Genomic DNA, 22332 nt, shown 5'->3' on the forward strand with positions numbered 1-22332 from the left:
GTGTTTTCATTGGTTATCCTATTGCATATATAGGTTTAGCTATATATAATGATGTACGTTGAGAAACAAATTGTTTCAAAAAGAACATCCTAGGAGAACACCATGCAAACATTAAAGAAATTCATCAAATACTACAAACCCTACAAAGCAGTCTTTTTCATAGACCTGCTTTGTGCAACAATAATCAGCGCCATCGATCTGGCGTTTCCTCAGCTGCTTCGCACACTGACCAAAACCCTTTTTGCAGGAGCGCCGGGAAAAATCATTTCTGCGCTTATCCCTATTACAATTGGACTTTTTGTGGCATATATCATACAGACTGCGTGCAGGTATTATGTGACCTATGCAGGGCACATGATGGGCGCGAGGATGGAGCGCGATATGAGAAAGGAGCTTTTCGACCAATATGAAAGGCTTTCTTTTTCGTATTATGATCAGAATAATTCAGGGCAGATGATGAGCAAGCTCGTATCCGATTTGTTTGATATATCGGAGCTTGCGCACCACGGACCGGAGAATCTGTTTATCTCACTTATAAAGATAATCGGGTCGTTCATTTTTCTGTTTATCATAAACCGTATGCTTGCAATTCCTATGCTTATTCTTGTGGTGCTTATGCTTGTATTTTCATATGGACAGAATAAGAAAATGCAGGAAACCTTTATGGATAACAGGCGAAAAATCGGTGATATAAATTCGAGTCTTCAGGATACTCTGGCCGGAATAAGGGTGGTGCAGTCCTTTGCCAATGAGCGCATTGAACAGGAAAAATTTAACAGAAGCAATGAGAATTTCCTGATTTCAAAAGATGCAAATTACAGATGTATGGGAAGCTTTATGAGTGGAAATGCATTTTTCCAGGGAATGATGTATCTTGTTACCTTGGTATTCGGCGGTTTTCTGATAGCGCATGGAAGGATGGAGGTATCGGATCTGGCCATGTATGCGCTGTATATCGGTATATTTATCAGTCCTATCCAGATACTTGTGGAGCTGACTGAGATGATGCAGAAGGGACTTTCGGGCTTCAGGAGATTCTTAGAGGTGGTGGAAACTGAGCCGGAGATAGTCGATGCTTCGGATGCAAAGCCGCTCAAAAATGTAAAGGGAAATGTCTGCTATGAGGATGTTTCGTTCCACTATAGCGATGATGATACACCGGTGCTTTCACACGTATCCTTTGAAATACCGGCAGGAAAATCAATTGCGCTGGTTGGTCCGTCAGGAAGTGGAAAGACAACAATCTGCTCACTGCTTCCGAGGTTTTATGACGTAACGGATGGCAGGGTCACAATAGATGGAAATGATGTGAGAAAGCTCACGCTTGAGAGCCTACGCTCGCAGATTGGGTTGGTTTCTCAGGATGTTTATCTGTTTGGAGGAAGCATAAAGGACAACATTGCCTACGGAAAGCCGGATGCGACGATGGATGAGATTGTAGATGCGGCAAAAAAAGCAAATATCCACGATTTTATCATGGAGCTGCCGGATAAATATGATACGTTTGTCGGGGAGAGAGGCACCCGATTGTCCGGAGGCCAGAAGCAGAGGATTTCCATTGCGAGGGTGTTCCTTAAAAATCCGCCGGTGCTCATACTTGATGAGGCAACCAGTGCTCTTGACAATGAGAGCGAGCGCTTTATCCAGAAAAGCCTGGAGGAGCTGGCAAAGGACAGAACGACTATCACAATCGCCCACAGGCTTTCGACTATCAGAAATGCGGATGAAATTCTCGTGGTAGCTGATTGCGGCATCGCTGAGAGAGGCACACATGAGGAGCTTTTGGCACGGGACGGAATATATGCGCGCTATTATGATATGAGCAGGTAGGATCTATGTGAACTCCCCCGGATTTATGTTATTATAGCTACATAAACTAACTATATAGGAGCAGATACTATGCAGGCAATGTTCATAGATGTAGACGGCACTTTAAGCAGTCCGTGCTACAAGGTAAACGGAAAATTTCAGATAGGAATGTCAGATGTGCAGTGGGCAGACTACTGCAGTAAGCATGGTGAGGATACATATGAGTGGTGCCGTCCTGTGATGCAAGTAAAGGAGTATGCCATGAAGGCAAAGGAAAAAGGCACGAAGCTGTATGTACTTACCACATCAGGCACAAAAATCGAGACAGCTGCAAAGCGCAGATTTTTAGACAGATACTATGCGGGTATGTTTGATGACATCTATGCGGTGGAGCATGATGATGACAAGGTCAGGTTCATTCTTAAAAAAGCAGCAGAGCTTGGGATTGAACCGTCGGACTGTGAGCTTGTGGAGGATACATACCGCATACTTTTGCAGACAGTGACAGAGGGGATTAAATCCACTCACATCACAACGATTCTCACAGGCGGATGCGAACGGTAACCAAAAATTTTATACTGACTCTAAAGAAATAAAAAAAACATCCGATAAATAAGTCAGGAAGCAAAATTTACATATTTCAAGGATGAAATATAATAGAAAGGAGATCCTGTTATGCGTATAGATGCATATAATCAGATAGCCCAGTTGTATGGCGTATCAAGAACAACAAAGACAGCAAAGACACAAAGCGCGTCGAGGATGTCTGATCAGGTATCAATTTCGCAGGCCGGTAGAGATTACCAGATTGCGAAAAAAGCAGTATCAGAGGCTTCGGACATCAGGGAAGATAAAGTCGCTTTGCTTAAGAACATGGTAGACTCCGGACAGTATCAGGTCAGTGGAGATGATTTCGCCAGCAAGCTGTTAGAGAGGTACAACTCTCTGTAATATGATAATCATATCATATATCAAAAGTAAAAGAGGATTTTATAGTGGCTAGTTTAGTGGAAGAGCTTATAAATGTGCTCACAGAGGAAGAAAAAGTATACAGAACACTCGCAGCAAACGCAGAGAAGAAGCGTCAGATAATCATAGACGCCGATATCCCTGCGCTTGAAGCAATGACTGATTTGGATCAGCAGGCGGGCGATGAGCTTCTTACAATGAGCAATAAGCAGGTTTCACTTCTCACAGACATTGCCAATGTACTGGGCAAGCCAGATGAGAAGATGACAGTCACAAGGCTGATTGGATATCTCGGCACACAGCCGGATATTCAGGCGAAGCTTACGGCAGCGCGCGACAGTCTGCTTGAAGCAGCTGCACAGATGAAAGAAATCAACGATTTAAACTCACAATTACTTGCTCAGGCAATAGAGCTTACAGAGTTTGACATTACCCTGTTCAAGAGCATGAAACAGGCGCCGGAGACCGCTAATTATGACAGAAATGCATACAATACAGGCGACCTCTTAGGCAGCAGCGGTTTTGATGCGAAGCAATAATCATTAACCGGGAGGACAGGGACATGGCAAATGGATTCGGAAGTTTTTACGTAGGCAGCTCCGGACTAAAAAACTCGCAGAATGCTCTTAATACAACAGCAAACAACATGGCCAATGTCAATACGACAGGCTATGTTCGTCAGCAGGTAAGATTTTCAGATAAACATTATATCACCAGAAATAACCCTACAGCGGGCACCAACATCCAGCAGAGCGGACTGGGCGTTTCCGTATCGGATGTGGCACATGTCAGGGATATTTTCTTAGACAAATCGTATAGGCAGGAGAATGGCCGAAAGGGCTTTTACTCGACACTCTACAGCACCACATCATATGTGGAGGATATCATGCAGGAGATGAACGGTGCGCAGTTCAAGGATAGCATATCAGAGCTGTGGCAGGCATTTCAGGAGTATGGCAAGGATCCGACAAACTCTACGAATCAGAACCTTATTATCCAAAAGAGTGAGCTTTTTCTGACCAGATGCAATACGGTTTATTCTGATCTTCAGAAATACCAGTCAAATATAAACCTACAAATTAAAGACCAGGTCGACAGAATCAATGAAATCGGTGACAAGATTTATGCACTCAATCTCGAGATTCAAAAGACGGAGTCAGGCGGTGTGGAGACTGCCATGACAGCGCGTGATGCGAGGGACAGTCTGATTGATGAGCTCGCAGGCTACGCAAAGATAGAGGCAGAGGAGGATTCCACCGGCTACGTGCGCATCAAGCTCGAGGGGCAGCAGTTTGTGCAGGATAACAAGTGCAACCATATAGGTCTGACTGAGGAAAAGGGCACAGGCTTTTATACACCGTACTGGCCTCATATCACTACACAGGAGAGCTATATGCCGGTGTTTAGCGATGTTGCATTGCCGTCAGCGCTGGCTGAAAGAGTCGGCTGTACGCAGACCACCAACATAGCAACCAGCCTGAATAATGATATAGGAAGCCTGAAAGCACTCCTTGTATCAAGAGGCTCGGAGTATGGCACCTACGATTTCATGAGCGAGGAAAATTACAGCAAGGTGGAGGACAATGTGGTCATGGAGACACAGGCCGAGATATCATACCTGGCGAGAAACATCATGATGGCCATGAACGATATATTTTGTCCGAATACCACATACACAGCGGCCGACGGTACCACATACACGGTTTTGGATACGGCAAACTGCTCGGTAGGGGCCGATGGAAGCCTGCCGCCGCATGAGCTCTTTGCAAGAGAAGGATATGACCGTTACACGCAGATGGAAATAGATGGCAAACGGTTTTATGTATACAATGATGAGACAAAGGCTAACAACTCATCCTGGTACAAGCTGGGAAATGTTTCGGTAAATTCAAAGCTTGCGGCACAGGTGACACTGATGCCGTCATACAAGCAGGACGGAGCCGCAAACTATGGCCTTGCAGACCAGATTACAAAGGCATGGTCAGCAGAAAATCTATACATCAACCCAAAGGATACGTCAAAGTGCAATTTTGAGGGATATTATGACAAGATAATCTCGCATCTCGGAACAAACGGCAGTATATATAAGGCGTCATCGGACACTATGACATCGACAGCAGCGGCCATAGACAACCAGAGAAACCAGATAATGGGTGTGTCGAGTGACGAGGAGCTGACAAATATGATCAAGTATCAGTCAGCATACAACGCATCAAGCCGTTTTATCACTGTAATCAGCCAGATGACGGAGCTCATAGTACAGCTTATATAGTTTTAGGATACGACAAGAGAGTATAAACAGGAGGAGTCGGTATGGCTTCAACATTTTTTGGATTACATATAGGGTCGAGTGCTCTGAGCTCATTTCAGGTAGCGACCAATACAACAGCCAACAACATAGCCAATGTCAAGACGACCGGATACACCAGGCAGGCGGCTACCCTGCAGGCAAAGGATGCGATAAATGTCACAGCCCGCTACGGAAGCGTCGGCACAGGTGTTACAGTCACCTCAATCAAACAGCAGCGTGACCTGTACTACGACAATAAATACTGGGAAAACAATTCCTGCTATGGGCGCTACGAGCAGAAGCTGTATTACATGGAACAGATTCAGAACTACTTTAAGGATAACGGCTCATCGGTTAAGGGCTTTTCGACTGTCTTTTCACAGATGTTTTCAGACCTTGACACACTGCGCAGCAAGCCGTCCGACAAGACGGTGAGAAACCAGTTTATCAGCAGCGCACAGAGTCTTTGTACATATTTCAATCAGATGAGTGACAATCTCTCAAAGCTGCAGGATGACTGCAACGAGGAAATCAAAAACAACGTAAATGAAATCAATTCAATCAGTGAGAAAATTTCACTGTTAAATAAGGAGATTAACCAGATAGAGACAGGAACTGGAGTCGAGGCCAGCTCGCTTAGGGACGAGAGAGCCAATCTCATCGACAGCCTGTCCAAGATTGTCAATGTCTCTTACAACGAGACAGAGGTGCAAAACACCTATGGAGACAACCTGGGTGGCACCAATTTCTCACTATATATAAATGGCGAGAAGGTTGTGGAGGGCAAGGATTACCGAAAGCTCATCTGCGAGTCGTCAAAGACGAAAAACAACCAGACAGACAACGATGACATGTACAAGATATACTGGGAAGATACGAAGATGGAGTTTTCCGCGACAGCCGGAACCGCAGGGGGAAGCCTGAAGGCTCTCTTTGAGGTGAGAGATGGTGACAACCTGGAGAACTTCAAGGGTAAGGTCACAAAGGCTGATTCGTATTCGCTCACAGTGGAAAATACATCAATAGACAATATAAAGTCACTCAATCTGCCGGATAAGGATGGCAAAATCACTGTAAATAATATCACCTACAGCTACGACAGCTGGGAGGCACAGGTGGATGCACAGGGCAATATCAAGTCTGTAACATTTGCGCTGAGCAAGGACAAGGCGATAGCAGACCCTGACAGGGCCGTAGCAGAGGGATATCTTTTGAATTCAGGCTCTGCAATAAATGCGAGGGGAATCCCTTACTACATGACACAGCTCAACGAGTTTGTCAGAAATTTCTCAGAGATGTTCAATCAGATAGAGAGCAAGGGACAGAATCTGAATGGAGATACACCACCTACATTTTTTGAAGCAATCACAAGCACGGCAAAGGTATATGATTTCTCGGAATCGGCAGCCTACAGCAAGCTGCCTGACGGACAGACTGCCACAATAAACAGCCAGTCTAACACATATTACAGGATGACAGCGGCTAATTTCTCCGTAAACAAGGACGTGATGAATGATGTATCGCTTTTTGCGACAGCCACAGACTATGTCAAGACTGATTCATGCGATATAGTTGATGAGCTCAAGAAGCTGCAGTCGGAGAAAACAGTATACAGAGGTGATAAAGCGGAGTCATTCCTCGAGACGATCATCTCAAATGTATCGGTGGATACGGAAAAGGCAGAGACCTACAACAAGCTCTACAGCAATCTGGAGCAGACCATTGCAAACCAGAGGACATCGGTATCGGGCGTAGATGAGGATGAGGAGGCATTAAACCTCGTGAAGTTCCAGTATGCATACAATATGGCATCTAAAATTATATCGGTTATGAACCAGATGCTTGATAAGCTCATAAACGATACGGGCGTGGCATAGAAGCAGGAGGCATAATATGAGAATCACCAACAATATGATAATGGGAAATACCAAGACCAATATCAATTCAACAAAGGTTTTGGTAGACAAATACAATACTCAGATGACCACACAGAAGAAGATATCCAAGGCATCGGAGGATCCGGTTATCGCCATCAGATCGCTTCGTTTGTCGACCAGTCTGTCACACATTGACCAGTACAAGGATAACAATATCCCGGATGCTTCCTCGTGGATGGATGTCACAGAGACAGCCCTTAGCAATATGAAATCACTCCTCACGGATATCCGTACACAGTGCGTAAATGGTTCTACGGATACACTCACAGCTGAGGACAGAAATACTATATTACAGCAGCTCACAGCTATGTCAGAGCAGGTGTATACAGAGGGCAATGCAGACTATGCAGGAAGAACGGTATTTACGGGCTACCGCACAGCGTCAAAGCTCACATTCCAAAAGGACACAAAGAGCACATATCAGATAACACAGGAGTTTTCTGCCACTGATTTGTCGGAGAAGCGGTATTATACAAATGGCGTGACTGTTCCGAATAGCATAAATGCAGCAACACCTGACTGTACCGCAGATGTCACAGAGCACAGCTTCCAGAGAATCCGTCTGGGCTACGGTAATACGACAGACGATGTAAAGCTTTCCATAGATGGAAAAGAGCTGACACAGGGCACGGATTATACTGTATACAAGAGTGTGTCTGATTTTGACCCGTCAAAGCTTTCGGCTGATGATACAGCATATATTCAGGAAACCGGTGAATTTGTGTTTGGCAAAAATGCAGCTGCTTCGATTAAGAATAATGACAAGAAGCTTTCTGTCACATATGTAAAGACAGGCTTTGACAGCAGTGATGCGAGACCTGAGTATTATTACAGCTGCAAGGATATTACAAATGCTGTGACGCTTGATACTGATGGCAATGTACCTCATGATGCAGCAGGAGACATCATATACTCCGACCCATCAAAGGTAGTGGATTTTGAGTTTTCAAGTCAGGAAATCAAATACACAGTGGCAAACAGCACCGATATCACTGTCAATACACAGGCGAAGGATGTTATGGATACAGGCATCAAGCGCGATGTGGATGAGCTGATTGATGTAGTGCAGAATGCAGTCAATGCGCACGACAAGGTTTCACAGCTTAAGAAGATGATGCAGCAACAGCAGTACTCTGACAAGGATTCACAGGCAAAGCTTAAGACTTACCTTGAGGCTGCAGAGCAGGAGGCTGACTACGCCGACAACAATTTGCAAAAGACCTACAGCCAGTACATCACACGCTTTGATGATCATCTGAATAAGGTAAATCTGGCGCTCACCAATTCGGGAAGCACAAAGAGCCGCCTCACTCTCATAAAGAACAGAGTTGAGGAGCAGCAGACGACCATAGAGGAGCTCAAATCAACCAATGAGGATAGGGATATTTCTGATATAATCATTGATTTTTACGCTATGTACAATGCATATCAGTCCAGCCTGACAGCGGCATCAAAGGCCAATTCACAGACACTGCTTGATTATCTGTAAGGAGTTAAAACGGTACACAATGACCGGGTTATATAACGCTCGTGGAGCGAGCGAAAAGGAGGAAAGCCATGAGGGCAAAAACAAGAATATTTGGGGAGATTGACATCCCACAGGACAAAATCATCACGATGGACAAGGGGATGATAGGCTTTTCGGAGCTGAAAAACTACACTCTGATATATAATTCAGAGAAGGAGAATGATAAGAAGTCTATCATGTGGCTTCAGTCGATGGATGATGGAGACATTGCATTTCCTGTTATGACACCGGATATCATCATGCCTGACTACAAGCCGACAGTCAACGAGGAGCTTCTTGCACCTCTTGGAGAGCTGAATGAGGAGAATATGTATGTGATTGTCACTGTAAATGTACCTAGCGACATCACAAAGATTGCCTGCAATTTAAAGGCTCCTATTGTGGTCAATACCGATAGCAACAAAGCAGCACAGCTTATAGTGGAGGATGACTACAAGGTGCATTTCCCGATATATGACATCATAAAAGGGAAAAAAGAAAGGGCGGGTGAATAGTATGCTGGCTCTTACAAGGAAAAAGGGTGAATCTCTGGTGATTAATAATGATATTGAGATTACTGTTCTCGAAATCAGAGGTGACCAGATTAAGCTCGGCGTAAGTGCACCAAAGGAGGTGCCGATTTACCGCAAGGAGGTTTATACGCAGATACAGCAGGAGAACAAAAAGTCTGCGGATGCACAGAATGCGCAGGCTCTCAAGGAGCTGTTCGGATAACCTTAGGCAGCGAGGTATATGTCGAAAGTTGCGACCGAAACCAATTGAATGAGTGTTCTATCAAGGCTATAATTGAACCAGTACAGCGATATAACTTTTTTCGCGGTGCTGGTTCTTTTCGATGTGCCAAAAGCGTATAGAGAATAAAATATAATTTCAGACAGGAGGACTTCAATTTGGAGAAAGTACGTTACATGATTTCCGATGCGGCAGCCGCCGTGGATGTGGAGACTCATGTGTTGCGTTACTGGGAGGATGAGCTGGGACTTGATGTGCCCAGAAATGAACTTGGCCATAGATACTATACGAGAGACAATATAAAGCAGTTTTTAAGGATAAAGGAGCTCAAGGAGAAGGGCTATCAGCTTCGTGCAATCCGCGATATGCTTCATTCTGATGCATCCGGTGAGCCGGTAAATCCACCGGAGCCTGCGGCCAGGGAAGAATCCGTACAGCCTGTAAATTACCCGAATATCGCAAATCAGGCGGTAAAACAGGAGATGTCCGGGTATAATCCGGCATATCACGAGGAGCTGGACAGATACAATCATACATACAGAAGCCGCACGGCAGATGAGCGTATGGATGAGTTTCGCGAGCTGATGAGCAATATCGTGGGGAGAGCCATAGCACTGAACAATGAGGAGCTGAGTCAGCAGATATCCACTGAGGTGCAGGAGCGGATATTAAAGGAAATGAACTATCTGATGCGCGAACAGGATATTGCGCAGGAGGAGAGATATAAAAAGCTGGATGCTGCCATACGCGGAAATCTGCGCAGAAAGGGACTTTTTGCAAGGAAAAGGAACGCGGATGGGCCTACAGATACAAAAATAAGCGCGGCAGACACCAAGGGAAAGAAGGGGCGTGATAAGACGCATACGCATGAGCTTAAGCCGGTGAGATTGTAGAGCGTGTATGACAACGCTTACACTATAAAAATGAATACAATACAAAGACGATTACAACACAAAAAAGACGACCCATATCAGGTCGTCTTTCTTTCTTAAGTATGCTAAAAATTAGCCCTCGCTGATTGCTCCAGTTGGGCAAACACCAGCACATGTACCACAATCGAGACAAGAATCTGCATCGATTACGTACTGTGAATCACCAGCAGAGATAGCTCCTACTGGGCACTCACCAGCACATGTACCACAGCTAACGCATGAATCAGAAATTACGTATGCCATAATGAAATCCTCCTTATAAAATAATGATCATTATTCGCCGTTATTGGCTTATCTGCATTGTAGTACAAAACGCAGAATAATGCAATGCAAAATATAATTGTACTTACTTTTACACAATCTTATATAAATATTACCAAATATTGAGTAAAACTTGAAAAGCTATTGTTACTATTGTATAATAAATAGAAAACTATTCTATGTGTGTGGTGGTTATGAATAGTTACAATAAAAACACATGATCATTTAGAAAAGCAGGTGTTTGCACATGGCATATTACTGCAGCATGTGCGGTGAGGATATAAAATGGAAACAAAAATTATAACAATAGATCAGGACAATTTAGACCATAAGCTCATGCAGGAGGCGGGAGATTTGATTGCAGCCGGTGAGCTTGTAGCATTTCCGACAGAGACAGTGTATGGGCTCGGCGGTGATGCTTTGGATCCGGAGGCTTCAAAGAAGATATACAGTGCCAAGGGACGCCCGTCGGACAATCCGCTTATCGTACACATATCAGATTTTTCAGACCTGGAGCGCGTCGCAAAGACAGTGCCGGAGGATGCAAGGAAGCTTTCGGATGCCTTCTGGCCGGGACCTCTTACCATGATAGTGGAGAAGGGCGATGCCGTACCGTATGCCACAACAGGCGGCATGGACACGGTAGCTGTGCGTATGCCGAATCATCCTATAGCACTTGATCTCATAAGAAGAAGCGGATGCCTTATCGCGGCGCCAAGTGCCAATACATCCGGCAGACCGAGTCCTACAGAGGCAGCACATGTGGCTGAGGATCTAAGTGGCAAAATAGCCATGATCATAGACGGAGGACCGGTTGGCATAGGAATAGAGTCCACCATCATTGACCTGACAGAGGATACACCTATGGTGCTTCGCCCGGGCTACATCACACCGCAAATGCTTTCAAAGGTATTGGGTAAGGAGGTCATCATCGATCCGGGAATCATAGCGGCAGATGATACGAGAAAGCCAAAGGCACCGGGCATGAAGTACAAGCACTATGCGCCAAAGGCAGATATGGTCATCGTGGACGGTACGAGAAAGCATGTGATTGCAAAGATAAATGAGCTTGTGGCTTCACACAGGGATGATGGCAAAAAGATAGCAGTCATCGCAACAGAGGAGACAAAGCAGTTTTACGATGCAGATGTTGTCCTGTCGATGGGAAGCAGGGCAGATGAGGATTCGATAGCGCATGAGCTTTACCGTATATTAAGGGACTGCGATGAGCTCGACGTGGACGTGATTTTCTCGGAGAGCTTCTCCACACCGCGTATAGGACAGGCCATCATGAACCGTATGCTAAAGGCTGCAGGCCATCAGGTGATAGACACACACGTGAAGTACGACAAAATCATTTTTGTCGCACAGTCAGGCACCTGCAGAGAGCAGATGGCAAAGGGCATCATGAACGACTTTGTACTCAAGGTGCCGATGGAGATTGAGGCGAGAGGACTTGTGGTCCAGTTTCCGGAGCCGGTCAATCAGAAGGCAGAGGCAGTGCTAATAAGCAATGGCATTTCCACGGAGGGCATGGTGTCAACGCAGCTTGAGGAATCGGATATCACGGAGAGTACGATGGTATTTACCATGGAGTCATCACAGCGCGAGCGCATTATAGAAAGCTTTGCCGATATCGACCCGGAGCAGGTTTTTGTGCTTTCACAGTATGTGGGCGATGAGCTTGAGATACTGGATCCTTACGGCGGCACGCTTCAAAGCTATGGGCTGTGCTATGAAAGCCTCAGAGCTACGCTTAAGAAGCTGGTAAGGCTCTTAAATGCAAATACATAAAAGACAAACAAATATAACACAATACAAGATAAAGGAGAACAAATATTATGGGTAAGGTAGTAGTTATGGATCATCCGCTGATTCAGCACAAGATTGGAATTATGAGAAGAACAGACACAGGCTCAAAGGATTTCAGAACACTCGTCAGCGAGGTTGCGATGCTTGAGTGCTACGAGGCAACAAGAGACTTGGAGCTTACAGATGTGGAGATTGAGACTCCTATCTGCAAGGCCACTGTAAAGGAATTAAAGGGCAAAAAGCTTGCTGTTGTTCCTATCTTAAGAGCCGGACTCGGTATGGTGGAGGGCATGCTCGAGCTCATCCCTGCCGCAAAGGTTGGACACATAGGCATGTATCGTGATCCGGAGACAGCGGAGCCGATCGAGTACTACTGCAAGCTTCCGGCAGACTGCGCCAACAGAGAGGTATTCGTGGTTGACCCGATGCTCGCAACAGGCGGTTCAGCAGTGGCAGCACTTGATATGCTTAAAAAGCGCGGCGTGAAAAATATCCACTTTATGTGCATAATTGCAGCTCCTGAGGGAGTAAAGAGACTCACAGAGGCACATCCTGATGTGGATGTATATATAGGAGCGCTCGATGATCATCTCAATGAGCACAAATATATCGTGCCGGGACTCGGAGATGCAGGAGACAGAATTTTCGGAACCAAGTAATAGACAATAACAGACATAAATGAATGGAGGCATATATATGGGAGCTTCTGAAAAGAGAAAGGATTATATCTCATGGGATGAGTATTTTATGGGCATAGCGATGCTTTCAGGCATGCGCTCGAAGGATCCGAATACTCAGGTGGGGGCATGCATAGTGGACCCAGAGCACAAGATACTCTCCATGGGCTACAACGGCTTTCCTCTCGGCTGCTCAGATGATGAGTTCACCTGGGCCAGAGAGGGAGAGGACAACAAGTATTTCTATTCTACACACAGCGAGCTCAATGCTATCCTAAACTACAGGGGCGGAAGCCTTGAGGGAGCGACCATATATGTCACCCTGTTCCCGTGCAATGAATGTGCAAAGGCTATCATACAGTCCGGCATCAGGGAGGTAGTCTACGACAGTGACAAGTACGAGGGCACTGCCAGCGTGACAGCTTCAAAGAGGATGCTGAGGGCAGCGGGGGTTACGATTCGCAGGTATGAGCACACAGACCGTGAGGTGACGCTTGTGCTGTAGCACTTGTTGTGTCAAATTGACGTGATTTGACATGAAACACATGTATTTTTTATGCATTTTACACATAAAAATGTAGACAAAAGCAATAAAAATGATATAATAATTTGTATATGAAAAGAGATAATAAGAAAGAGGTAATGAACGCACTTATCATGGTTTTCCAGTTTGGAATCAACATGATTGTGCCGATATTTCTCTGTACACTGGCCGGTGTGTGGATTGGGAAAAAGACCGGAGCGGACTGGGTAACTGTTCCATTATTTTTCCTCGGAGCATTTGCGGGGGCAAACAATATATACCGCATGGTCAAGAAATTCCTAAAGTCAGAGGATGATGGCAGAGCCGTCGGACAGACACAGGTAAAGCAGAGGACTACAGAAACAGAGATATCAGACAGTTTTAGCAGGGTAGAGAAGGATGTTAAAAAGAATAAATGACGCATTGCCGGGACTTGTATTTGGGATAGTTTTTTACGGAATTGTTGTGCAGCTTATTGGGGTATGGTTTGTCACAGACAAAATTTCATATTCTATCGGCTTATGGTATGGGATAGCGATAGCTGTTGGTATGGCTGTCAATATCGCCACAGTCATATATGACGCGACCGTCGTATATGGACAAAAGGATGCCAATCGCAGGATCGTAGCAAAATCACTTTTAAGGTATATTGTTGTTGCGGTCCTGTTATTTATATTGGGGCTATTTAATTTTGGAAATCTGATAATGGCATTTGTTGGTATGCTGGGGCTCAAGGTTTCGGCGTATTTACAGCCTTTATTTATGAAGGTGACAGGCAGATTTTCCGGGAGAAGTGATGCATCTTCCGCCGGCGAAATGGAGACAGAGTAGCAAAACAGCAGGTAAACTTAATAAGGAGGAGGTGATAATGTGAATCAGGCGATTTTACTGGAAAGTAACGCAGACAATATCGACTTTATGATCCATGGTATTTTTTCGATAAAGGTATTCGGTCAGGAGGTCTGGATTACCACATCGCATGCCTGTATCCTCATAGTGATGGCTCTTATGGTCATATTCGCTATAGTGGCAAACAGGAAGCTTAAAAAAGCAAAGGAAGTACCGGACGGCTTTCAGAATATCATCGAGCTCATCGTAGAGATGCTCGACAATATGGTTGAGGGAACCATGGGTAAGTGGGCTCCGAGGTTTGTAAACTACATCAGCACGATTTTTATCTTCATACTGATGAGTAATATCTCCGGTCTGTTTGGTTTAAGACCACCGACAGCCGACTACGGAACCACACTGGCGCTTGCACTTATTACATTTTTCATGATCAGATTCAATAAGGCTAAGCATCAAAGCGCAAAGGACATCTGGACCGGTATGTGTTCACCACTGCCGCCGTGGCTGCCTATATGGGCACCAATCAACATTATCAGTGAGATTGCAATTCCTATCTCATTATCATTGCGTTTGTTCGCCAATGTATTGTCAGGAACTGTTATCATGGCGCTGGTATATGGTCTGCTAAGGTTTATAGCCATAGCGTGGCCGTCAGTATTGCATGTATACTTTGATTTGTTCTCAGGAGCGATTCAGACATATGTATTCTGTATGCTGACAATGACATACGTTACACAGGCATGTGAGACGGATGAGTAAAACTATAAGATGTATTTTTAGGAGGATTCAATTATGGATATCAATGGACAGGATTTAATCAGAGCATGCTCAGCAATCGGTGCAGGTTTGGCGGTTATCGCCGGAATCGGACCCGGTGTTGGACAGGGTATCGCAGCAGGACACGGTGCAGCAGCCGTAGGACGTAACCCGGGAGCGAGAGGACAGATCATGTCAACCATGCTTTTAGGACAGGCGGTTGCAGAGACAACAGGTCTTTACGGTCTCGTTGTTGCATTACTTTTACTTTTCGTTCATCCGCTCGGATAGTATATTACGGTTTGCCGCAGAGGATTACCGTGCGGTGATACAGCCAACGGAAAGGAGAGTAAAAATTGTTAGCACAGGGATATACATTTTTGTTTAATCTGGATGCGCAGTTGCTCTTTGATGTAGTGCTTTTGGCAATCGCAGTATTTTTCCTTTTCATGCTGATGTCGTATCTGCTTTTCAACCCTGCAAGGAAGCTGTTAAAGGACAGACAGGACAGGATAGAAAACGATATAAACACAGCTGTTGCCGACAAGGAAAGTGCCGCAGCACTAAAGGCAGAGTATGAGGGAAAGCTTAAGGACATCGATAAAGAGGCCGAGGCTATTCTCACAGAGGCGAGACAAAAGGCGCTGAAAAACCAGAACAAGATTGTGGATGATGCAAAGGAAGAGGCTTCACGCATCATAAAGAGAGCCAGAGAAGAGGCAGAGCTTGAGAAGAAGCATGCCATGGATGATATGAAGCAGGAGATGATACAGATAGCATCGCTTATGGCACAAAAGGCTGTCGCAGCTTCAATCACCACAGACATTCAGGATACACTCGTTGAAGAGACACTTAAGGAAATGGGAGAATCAACATGGCTAAGCTAGTATCTAAGGTATACGGTGATGCATTGTTTGAGGCTGCCCTTGAGGACAACAGGCTGTCAAGCCTGTCTGACGAGGTAACGGCAGTAAAGGAAATCATTGCTGCAAATGATGACCTCTCAAAGCTGATGGATCATCCGCAGATTGATAAAGAAGAAAAGGTCAGAATCATCGAAGAAATATTTGGGGGAAGAGTTTCAGCGGAGCTGGTAGGGCTTATGAGGACGATTATAGAAAAGAATCATTACAAAGAGCTTACCTTAGTCTTCGACTACTTTCTTGACAGAGTCAAGGAGTACCAGAATATCGGAACAGCATACGTTACATCTGCATTTGAGCTGTCAAAGGAGCAGAAGCTTGCTGTGGAGAAACGACTTCTTGACACGACAAAATACGTGAAATTTGAGATGCATTTTGAGGTGGATACCGCGCTCATAGGCGGTATGAAAATCAGAATCGGGGACAGAGTGGTGGATTCATCTGTCAGCAGCAGATTAGAAAGACTCACCCGCGATTTGACAAAAATACAATTGAAAGTAGGTGAATGCGCTCCATGAATCTAAAGCCGGAAGAAATCAGCTCAGTAATAAAGGAGCAGATTAAAAGATACGCTTCCCAGCTCGAAGTCGCTGATGTTGGAACAGTCATTCAGGTGGCAGACGGAATCGCACGTATTCATGGTCTTGAGAATGCGATGCAGGGAGAGCTTTTGGAATTTCCAGGGGAAGTATATGGAATGGTATTAAACCTCGAGGAGGACAATGTCGGTGCTGTTTTACTTGGACAGCAGCGCAATATCAACGAGGGAGATACAGTTAAGACCACAGGACGAGTGGTAGAGGTGCCGGTAGGCGATGCGATGCTCGGCCGAGTAGTAAATGCGCTCGGACAGCCAATCGACGGAAAGGGACCTATCCAGTCGGACAAATATCGTCAGATAGAGAGAGTAGCATCGGGAGTTATCTCGAGAAAGTCAGTAGATACACCGCTTCAGACCGGTATAAAGGCTATTGACTCAATGGTTCCTATCGGACGAGGACAAAGAGAGCTTATTATCGGAGACAGACAGACCGGAAAGACGGCCATCGCGATAGATACCATCATCAACCAGAAGGGACAGGGTGTGAAATGTATCTATGTAGCTATCGGTCAGAAGGCTTCTACGGTTGCATCCATAGTAAACGAGCTTGAGGAGTTCGGAGCCATGAGCTACACGACAGTAGTGGCTGCGACAGCATCAGAGCTTGCACCGTTACAGTATATCGCGCCATACTCAGGCTGCGCTATAGGTGAGGAATGGATGGAAAACGGACAGGATGTGCTCATAGTTTACGATGATCTGAGTAAGCATGCAGCAGCATACCGTACACTTTCACTCCTCTTAAAGAGAGCACCGGGACGAGAGGCTTATCCGGGAGATGTTTTCTATCTCCATTCAAGGCTTCTGGAGAGAGCAGCGAGACTGTCAGACAAGCTGGGTGGAGGCTCACTCACAGCCCTTCCTATCATTGAGACACAGGCGGGTGATGTATCTGCATATATCCCGACCAATGTTATCTCAATCACAGACGGTCAGATATATCTTGAGACAGAGATGTTCAACGCGGGCTTCAGACCTGCCATAAATGCAGGACTTTCAGTTTCGCGAGTTGGAGGCTCGGCACAGATAAAGGCAATGAAAAAGATTGCAGCACCTATCCGAGTGGAGCTGGCTCAGTACAGAGAGCTTGCAGCGTTCTCACAGTTTGGCTCAGAGCTTGATGCAAGCACAGCAGAGCAGCTCGCACAGGGAGCACGAATCAAGGAGATTTTAAAGCAGCCGCAGTACAAGCCGATGCCTGTAGAGAAGCAGGTTATCATAATCTATGCTGCGACAAAGAAGTATCTTATCGATATCAAAATCGAGGATATATTAAGATTTGAGGCAGAGCTGTTTGACTTCATTGATACCAAATATCCTGAGATTCCTGAAGCAATCAGGGAGAAAAAGGTGATGGACGATGATACGGAGCAGGCACTTATAAAGGCAATCGAGGAATGCAAAAAGCAGTTCCGTTAGACGGTTGGATATTAGTAGAAGGCAGGTGGTAAAATGGCTTCGATGCGAGACATAAAGCGCAGAAAAAGCAGTATTACAAGTACTCAGCAGATCACAAAGGCCATGAAGCTCGTTTCTACCGTCAAGCTGCAAAAGGCGAGAGCACATGCGGAGGCAACAGATCCGTATTTCAACTATATGTACAGGACAGTCAGCTCGATGCTTGCAAAGAGCGGCAATTTGGAGCACCCATACCTAAAGGCCGGTGATTCGCCAAGGAAGGCGGTAGTCGTTTTGACCTCAAACCGCGGACTGGCAGGCGGATACAACAGCAATATAGTAAAGCTCATCACACACGGAGACTTCAAAAAAGAAGAGCTCGACATATACGCTGTGGGAGCAAAGGGTGAGGAGCTGCTTACTTCAAAGGGCTATCATATAGTAGAGAGTGCACCGGAGATGATGGAGGACCCGACCTACGAGGATGCGGCGGCACTTTGCAAAAGAGTGTTAAAAGCATTTACAGACGGTCAGGTGGGTGAGATTTACCTCGCATATACCCATTTCAAAAACACAGTCACACAGGAGGCGAAGCTCATAAAGCTATTGCCGGTGGAGCTGGATGAGAGCGGGGATAATGAGAAAGAGGACTCCAATATTCTCATGAATTTTGAACCGAATCCACAGGAGGCTTTGGAGCTTATTATACCAAAATATGTGACAAGCCTGTTTTACGGAGCACTGGTGGAGTCGTTTGCCAGTGAAAACGGAGCCAGAATGCAGGCGATGGATTCTGCTACGAGCAATGCAGAGGATATGATCAGTGATCTGACATTGAAATATAACAGAGCGCGTCAGGGCTCAATCACGCAGGAGCTTACTGAGATAATTGCAGGAGCTAATGCGATAGAGTGATACACGCATATCCGGTCATGGGAAGACAGGCAGGTATGTCTGTGAATGGCCAAAAAGGCGAGTGTATCATACGAATTAAAAAAGAAGGAGAAACTATAAATGGCAGATAAAAATGTAGGTAAAATCATACAGGTTATCAGTGCCGTTCTGGATATCAAGTTTTCAGAGGGTAATCTGCCTGAGATAAACGATGCAGTCGAGGTGCCGCTGAAAAACGGCGGAAAGCTGGTCGTTGAGGTTGCACAGCATCTGGGCGACGATACAGTCAGATGTATCGCCATGGGACCTACTGATGGTCTCGTCCGCGGAATGGACGCTATCGCAACAGGAGCACCTATTTCTGTGCCGGTGGGGGAGAATACACTTGGAAGAATGTTCAATGTGCTCGGAGAGCCTATTGATGAGGTTGAGCCTCCACAGACAGAGGAGAAATGGGCAATCCACAGACCTGCGCCTAGCTTTGAGGAGCAGGCTACATCGCAGGAGATGCTTGAGACAGGAATAAAGGTTGTAGATTTGCTCTGCCCATATCAGAAGGGTGGAAAAATCGGACTCTTCGGAGGTGCCGGAGTAGGAAAGACGGTACTCATTCAGGAGCTCATACACAACATCGCTACACAGCACGGTGGATACTCAGTATTTACAGGTGTAGGCGAGCGTACACGAGAGGGAAATGACCTGTACTACGAGATGAAGGAGTCAGGTGTTATCGACAAGACCACCATGGTGTTCGGACAGATGAACGAGCCACCGGGAGCACGTATGAGAGTTGCCCTGGCAGGACTTACAATGGCAGAGTATTTCCGTGACAGAGGCGGCAAGGATGTGCTACTTTTTGTGGACAATATCTTCCGTTTCACACAGGCAGGTTCAGAGGTATCAGCGCTTTTAGGTCGTATGCCTTCAGCCGTTGGTTATCAGCCGACACTGCAGACAGAGATGGGAGCTCTTCAGGAGCGTATCACATCAACAAAGAACGGTTCAATCACATCGGTTCAGGCCGTATATGTGCCTGCAGATGACCTTACAGACCCGGCACCGGCGACTACCTTCGCACATCTTGATGCCACGACAGTACTTGAGCGTTCTATCGCAGAGCTTGGTATTTATCCGGCTGTAGACCCGCTGGCATCCACATCGCGTATCCTTGATCCGCGTATCGTGGGACAGGAGCATTTTGAGGTGGCACACGCTGTCCAGGAGATACTCCAGAAGTACAAGGAGCTGCAGGATATCATCGCAATCCTCGGTATGGATGAGCTCTCAGAGGAGGATAAGCTCGTAGTAAGCCGTGCACGTAAGGTGCAGCGTTTCCTGTCACAGCCGTTCTTCGTAGCAGGACAGTTTACAGGACTCGAGGGCAAGTATGTGCCTATCGCTGAGACCATCAGAGGCTTTAAGGAGATACTCGAAGGAAAGCATGATGATGTACCGGAGAGCTACTTCTTAAACGTCGGAAGCATAGATGAAGTCCGTGCCAAGATGCAGTAATGTGAGGTGATTTCATGGCAGATAACATTTTTGACATAGAAATAATCACACCGGACAGGGTGTTCTACAAGGGAGAGACAGATTTCCTCGAGTTCAATACCCAAAACGGAGAGATTGGTGTATACAAAAACCATATACCGCTCACGACAGTGCTTGCACCGGGAATCGTGACTATCCATAATGGCGACGAGGAGAAAATAGCCGCAATCCATTCAGGCTTTGCGGAAATACTTGGAGACAAGGTCACATTTCTTGCAGAGCTTGCAGAGTGGCCTGATGAGATAGACGTGGACCGTGCACAGGCCGCAAAGGAGCGGGCAGAGCAGCGCCTTTCAAATCACACAGCAGAGATTGATGTGAAGAGAGCAGAGTTTGCACTCAGGAAGGCACTTATCAGAATAGATGTGGCACATCATATGTAATTATAAAATCCCGGAATCTGCAGGAAAGCGGATTTCCGGGATTTTAATATAAGACCGATAAATCATGAGTATATTGAAAGACTTATATCGGCACGATTAAGTATTTGCTTTTTCCCTTCGATGCAAAATTTTACGAAATTTCTTTTTGTATAAATTAGCATATATTTTTCAAGTCCAAATTGTATATTTTTGAGAAAATTTGAGAAAAACCGTTATTTTTTACCATAACTCTGTTATTTACTGTCTTGAAATCTGGAGCATCCTAGCCTATAACCATAAATATAAAACGAGCAGCAAAGATGGATAGTAAAGTAATAATATCAACATGACGATATAGAAAATGCAGGGAAGCATTGTATTTCAAAGAGTTTGGATAATGCAATTCGGGAGAGTGAAAAGATACTGAAAAATACCGGAAAAGCGGTTATTCATCTGAAATTAGAGTGCGAAGATCATAAACTGATATTTGCGGTGATATGGGACTAGGAGAACAGGTTATTTTATCCGATAAAGAAAGCAAGGGAGGGCAGTGGGCTATGAACATTTTAAATAATCAGATTGGTTCCATCTATGATCGACAGAAAAATTTATATAGTAAATATCCGCGTTATAGCCAACAGAATGCAGAAAGTAAAAAGGTATGCGGACAAGAAAAAATCACAGCAACATCTGGAAAGGATGTATTAGGTATCACAAAAGGAGATAAAGAAAATTCTTATATTGTGCATTTCTCTGATTCTGCAATGGTCAGCAGGGCAGTTGCAAGAGGATATGTTACGGTCAATGGGGCAGATGTAGAATTGACGGAAGATACCAAACGGCAGTTGTTAAAGGTAGATAAAGAAGCAAGTGCCGCGAGAGAAAAGGCATATCAGGATTATGTGATGCAGCATGAGATGGCGGTTGCAAAGCAACAGAGTGAAGCGTGGAGAAAAGCGTTAGATGGAGTGCCGGATAGTTTAAGAATGTTGTTGGAAATAAATAATACTGAAAATGTGCCGGAATATTCAGAAAAACAAAAAAAGCAATATAACGATGCAATCAAGGCTTATGATCATACCGGTAACGGTGTAAGCTGGTCGCAGTTTGAATGGAAAACTTACGATACGCAGATGACAGTTACATTTGAGGATTCGGTGAAAGTTGAAAGCATTTCGAAAGGAATGAAACTGATAAATGGATAAGCATAATAGAGGTTAAGATATATGCAGAGAAGGTAGAAAATATGAGGTGGATTCATGGGAATTTCGATTTCAAATGCAACGAGTTCTGCTATTATAAAATATAGTGCATCGCTGAGAAGTGGAGAACCTGATTGGTCTATGATTCCAAGTGCAGGGAAAAGCAATAAGTCACAGGTAGAGTTTGTCTCTGAGATTAAGGAACTGGCTCAGAGAGCTGCCAACACTACGAGTAAAACGGAATTAGAATCTATTCACAGGCAGAGAACAAGGTTATGTGCAGAATACATATCCGATGTATCCCCTGACAGAAAGGCATTATATCA

The 22332-nt window shown here is 45.2% G+C and carries 25 protein-coding genes and 1 pseudogene; 25 read left to right on the forward strand and 1 reads right to left on the reverse strand.

Features of this window, described 5'->3' with window-relative positions; translation table 11 throughout:
• Window positions 1-102 precede the first annotated feature (102 nt).
• From ACW6PM_RS12210 to ACW6PM_RS12255, 10 genes are all read left to right on the forward strand, one after another.
• Entirely contained in the window at window positions 103-1830 is a 1728-nt protein-coding gene (locus ACW6PM_RS12210; RefSeq protein ID WP_456057336.1) for an ABC transporter ATP-binding protein, read from the forward strand.
• Window positions 1831-1899: 69 nt separating this feature from the next.
• Entirely contained in the window at window positions 1900-2373 is a 474-nt protein-coding gene (locus ACW6PM_RS12215) for an HAD family hydrolase (RefSeq protein ID WP_012741030.1), read from the forward strand.
• Window positions 2374-2484: 111 nt separating this feature from the next.
• Window positions 2485-2760 (forward strand): flagellar biosynthesis anti-sigma factor FlgM, encoded by a 276-nt coding sequence (flgM, locus tag ACW6PM_RS12220; protein WP_012741031.1) that lies wholly within the window; start codon window positions 2485-2487, stop codon window positions 2758-2760.
• Window positions 2761-2804: 44 nt separating this feature from the next.
• Complete coding sequence (locus tag ACW6PM_RS12225) at window positions 2805-3317, forward strand: flagellar protein FlgN (protein ID WP_456057337.1); 513 nt, start codon at window positions 2805-2807, stop codon at window positions 3315-3317.
• Window positions 3318-3340: 23 nt separating this feature from the next.
• The gene (gene flgK, locus ACW6PM_RS12230; protein ID WP_456057338.1) at window positions 3341-5050 is read left to right on the forward strand and encodes a flagellar hook-associated protein FlgK; all 1710 of its coding nucleotides are present in this window, start codon (window positions 3341-3343) and stop codon (window positions 5048-5050) included.
• 41 nt (window positions 5051-5091) lie between these two features.
• Window positions 5092-6945 (forward strand): flagellar hook-associated protein FlgK, encoded by a 1854-nt coding sequence (flgK, locus tag ACW6PM_RS12235; protein ID WP_456057339.1) that lies wholly within the window; start codon window positions 5092-5094, stop codon window positions 6943-6945.
• Window positions 6946-6961: 16 nt separating this feature from the next.
• Window positions 6962-8494 carry a flagellin N-terminal helical domain-containing protein gene (locus tag ACW6PM_RS12240; RefSeq protein WP_456057340.1) on the forward strand — a complete coding sequence of 511 codons (1533 nt, stop codon included), beginning with the start codon at window positions 6962-6964 and terminating at the stop codon, window positions 8492-8494.
• A gap of 68 nt (window positions 8495-8562) precedes the next feature.
• Complete coding sequence (fliW, locus tag ACW6PM_RS12245) at window positions 8563-9027, forward strand: flagellar assembly protein FliW (protein WP_308669456.1); 465 nt, start codon at window positions 8563-8565, stop codon at window positions 9025-9027.
• Between the two features lies 1 nt (window position 9028).
• Window positions 9029-9247 carry a carbon storage regulator CsrA gene (gene csrA, locus ACW6PM_RS12250; RefSeq protein WP_308650888.1) on the forward strand — a complete coding sequence of 73 codons (219 nt, stop codon included), beginning with the start codon at window positions 9029-9031 and terminating at the stop codon, window positions 9245-9247.
• 176 nt (window positions 9248-9423) lie between these two features.
• Window positions 9424-10158 (forward strand): MerR family transcriptional regulator, encoded by a 735-nt coding sequence (locus tag ACW6PM_RS12255; protein ID WP_456057341.1) that lies wholly within the window; start codon window positions 9424-9426, stop codon window positions 10156-10158.
• 111 nt (window positions 10159-10269) lie between these two features.
• Here the strand turns inward: ACW6PM_RS12255 and ACW6PM_RS12260 are convergent, their stop codons facing one another.
• Window positions 10270-10440: a DUF362 domain-containing protein gene (locus ACW6PM_RS12260; protein WP_308650890.1), complete on the reverse strand. Its 171-nt coding sequence runs from the start codon at window positions 10438-10440 to the stop codon at window positions 10270-10272.
• Window positions 10441-10743: 303 nt separating this feature from the next.
• Here ACW6PM_RS12260 and ACW6PM_RS12265 point away from each other — a divergent pair, with 303 nt between their 5' ends.
• The 15 genes and pseudogenes from ACW6PM_RS12265 to ACW6PM_RS12335 all read left to right on the forward strand — a co-directional run.
• The gene (locus ACW6PM_RS12265; protein ID WP_456057342.1) at window positions 10744-12252 is read left to right on the forward strand and encodes an L-threonylcarbamoyladenylate synthase; all 1509 of its coding nucleotides are present in this window, start codon (window positions 10744-10746) and stop codon (window positions 12250-12252) included.
• 47 nt (window positions 12253-12299) lie between these two features.
• A complete protein-coding gene (gene upp / locus ACW6PM_RS12270) occupies window positions 12300-12929 on the forward strand; it encodes a uracil phosphoribosyltransferase (protein WP_012741040.1) in 630 nt (209 codons plus the stop codon).
• Between the two features lie 37 nt (window positions 12930-12966).
• Window positions 12967-13452 carry a deoxycytidylate deaminase gene (locus ACW6PM_RS12275; protein WP_308650892.1) on the forward strand — a complete coding sequence of 162 codons (486 nt, stop codon included), beginning with the start codon at window positions 12967-12969 and terminating at the stop codon, window positions 13450-13452.
• 110 nt (window positions 13453-13562) lie between these two features.
• Entirely contained in the window at window positions 13563-13889 is a 327-nt protein-coding gene (locus ACW6PM_RS12280) for an AtpZ/AtpI family protein (protein WP_308657141.1), read from the forward strand.
• Window positions 13870-14301 (forward strand): hypothetical protein, encoded by a 432-nt coding sequence (locus ACW6PM_RS12285; RefSeq protein WP_456057343.1) that lies wholly within the window; start codon window positions 13870-13872, stop codon window positions 14299-14301. The genes ACW6PM_RS12280 and ACW6PM_RS12285 overlap by 20 nt, the downstream gene beginning before the upstream one ends.
• Before the next feature lie 39 nt (window positions 14302-14340).
• A complete protein-coding gene (atpB, locus tag ACW6PM_RS12290; RefSeq protein ID WP_308657143.1) occupies window positions 14341-15078 on the forward strand; it encodes a F0F1 ATP synthase subunit A in 738 nt (245 codons plus the stop codon).
• Window positions 15079-15111: 33 nt separating this feature from the next.
• Window positions 15112-15366 (forward strand): ATP synthase F0 subunit C, encoded by a 255-nt coding sequence (gene atpE / locus ACW6PM_RS12295; protein ID WP_012741045.1) that lies wholly within the window; start codon window positions 15112-15114, stop codon window positions 15364-15366.
• Between the two features lie 65 nt (window positions 15367-15431).
• A complete protein-coding gene (gene atpF / locus ACW6PM_RS12300; protein ID WP_456057344.1) occupies window positions 15432-15962 on the forward strand; it encodes a F0F1 ATP synthase subunit B in 531 nt (176 codons plus the stop codon).
• Window positions 15950-16516, forward strand: coding sequence for an ATP synthase F1 subunit delta (gene atpH / locus ACW6PM_RS12305; protein ID WP_456057345.1), 567 nt, complete (start codon window positions 15950-15952; stop codon window positions 16514-16516). Before atpF ends, atpH begins: the two co-directional genes overlap by 13 nt.
• Complete coding sequence (gene atpA / locus ACW6PM_RS12310) at window positions 16513-18018, forward strand: F0F1 ATP synthase subunit alpha (protein ID WP_308650897.1); 1506 nt, start codon at window positions 16513-16515, stop codon at window positions 18016-18018. The genes atpH and atpA overlap by 4 nt, the downstream gene beginning before the upstream one ends.
• Before the next feature lie 33 nt (window positions 18019-18051).
• Window positions 18052-18912 (forward strand): ATP synthase F1 subunit gamma, encoded by an 861-nt coding sequence (gene atpG / locus ACW6PM_RS12315; protein ID WP_456057346.1) that lies wholly within the window; start codon window positions 18052-18054, stop codon window positions 18910-18912.
• A 99-nt stretch (window positions 18913-19011) separates the two neighbouring features.
• Window positions 19012-20403: a F0F1 ATP synthase subunit beta gene (gene atpD, locus ACW6PM_RS12320; protein ID WP_012741050.1), complete on the forward strand. Its 1392-nt coding sequence runs from the start codon at window positions 19012-19014 to the stop codon at window positions 20401-20403.
• Window positions 20404-20417: 14 nt separating this feature from the next.
• On the forward strand, window positions 20418-20825 hold the full coding sequence (gene atpC / locus ACW6PM_RS12325; protein ID WP_308650899.1) for an ATP synthase F1 subunit epsilon: 408 nt from the start codon (window positions 20418-20420) through the stop codon (window positions 20823-20825).
• 536 nt (window positions 20826-21361) lie between these two features.
• Window positions 21362-22009, forward strand: coding sequence for a hypothetical protein (locus tag ACW6PM_RS12330; RefSeq protein WP_456057347.1), 648 nt, complete (start codon window positions 21362-21364; stop codon window positions 22007-22009).
• Window positions 22010-22063: 54 nt separating this feature from the next.
• Window positions 22064-22332, forward strand: a pseudogene (locus ACW6PM_RS12335) (hypothetical protein); the annotation flags it as partial.

This window comes from Agathobacter sp., assembly GCF_977054825.1.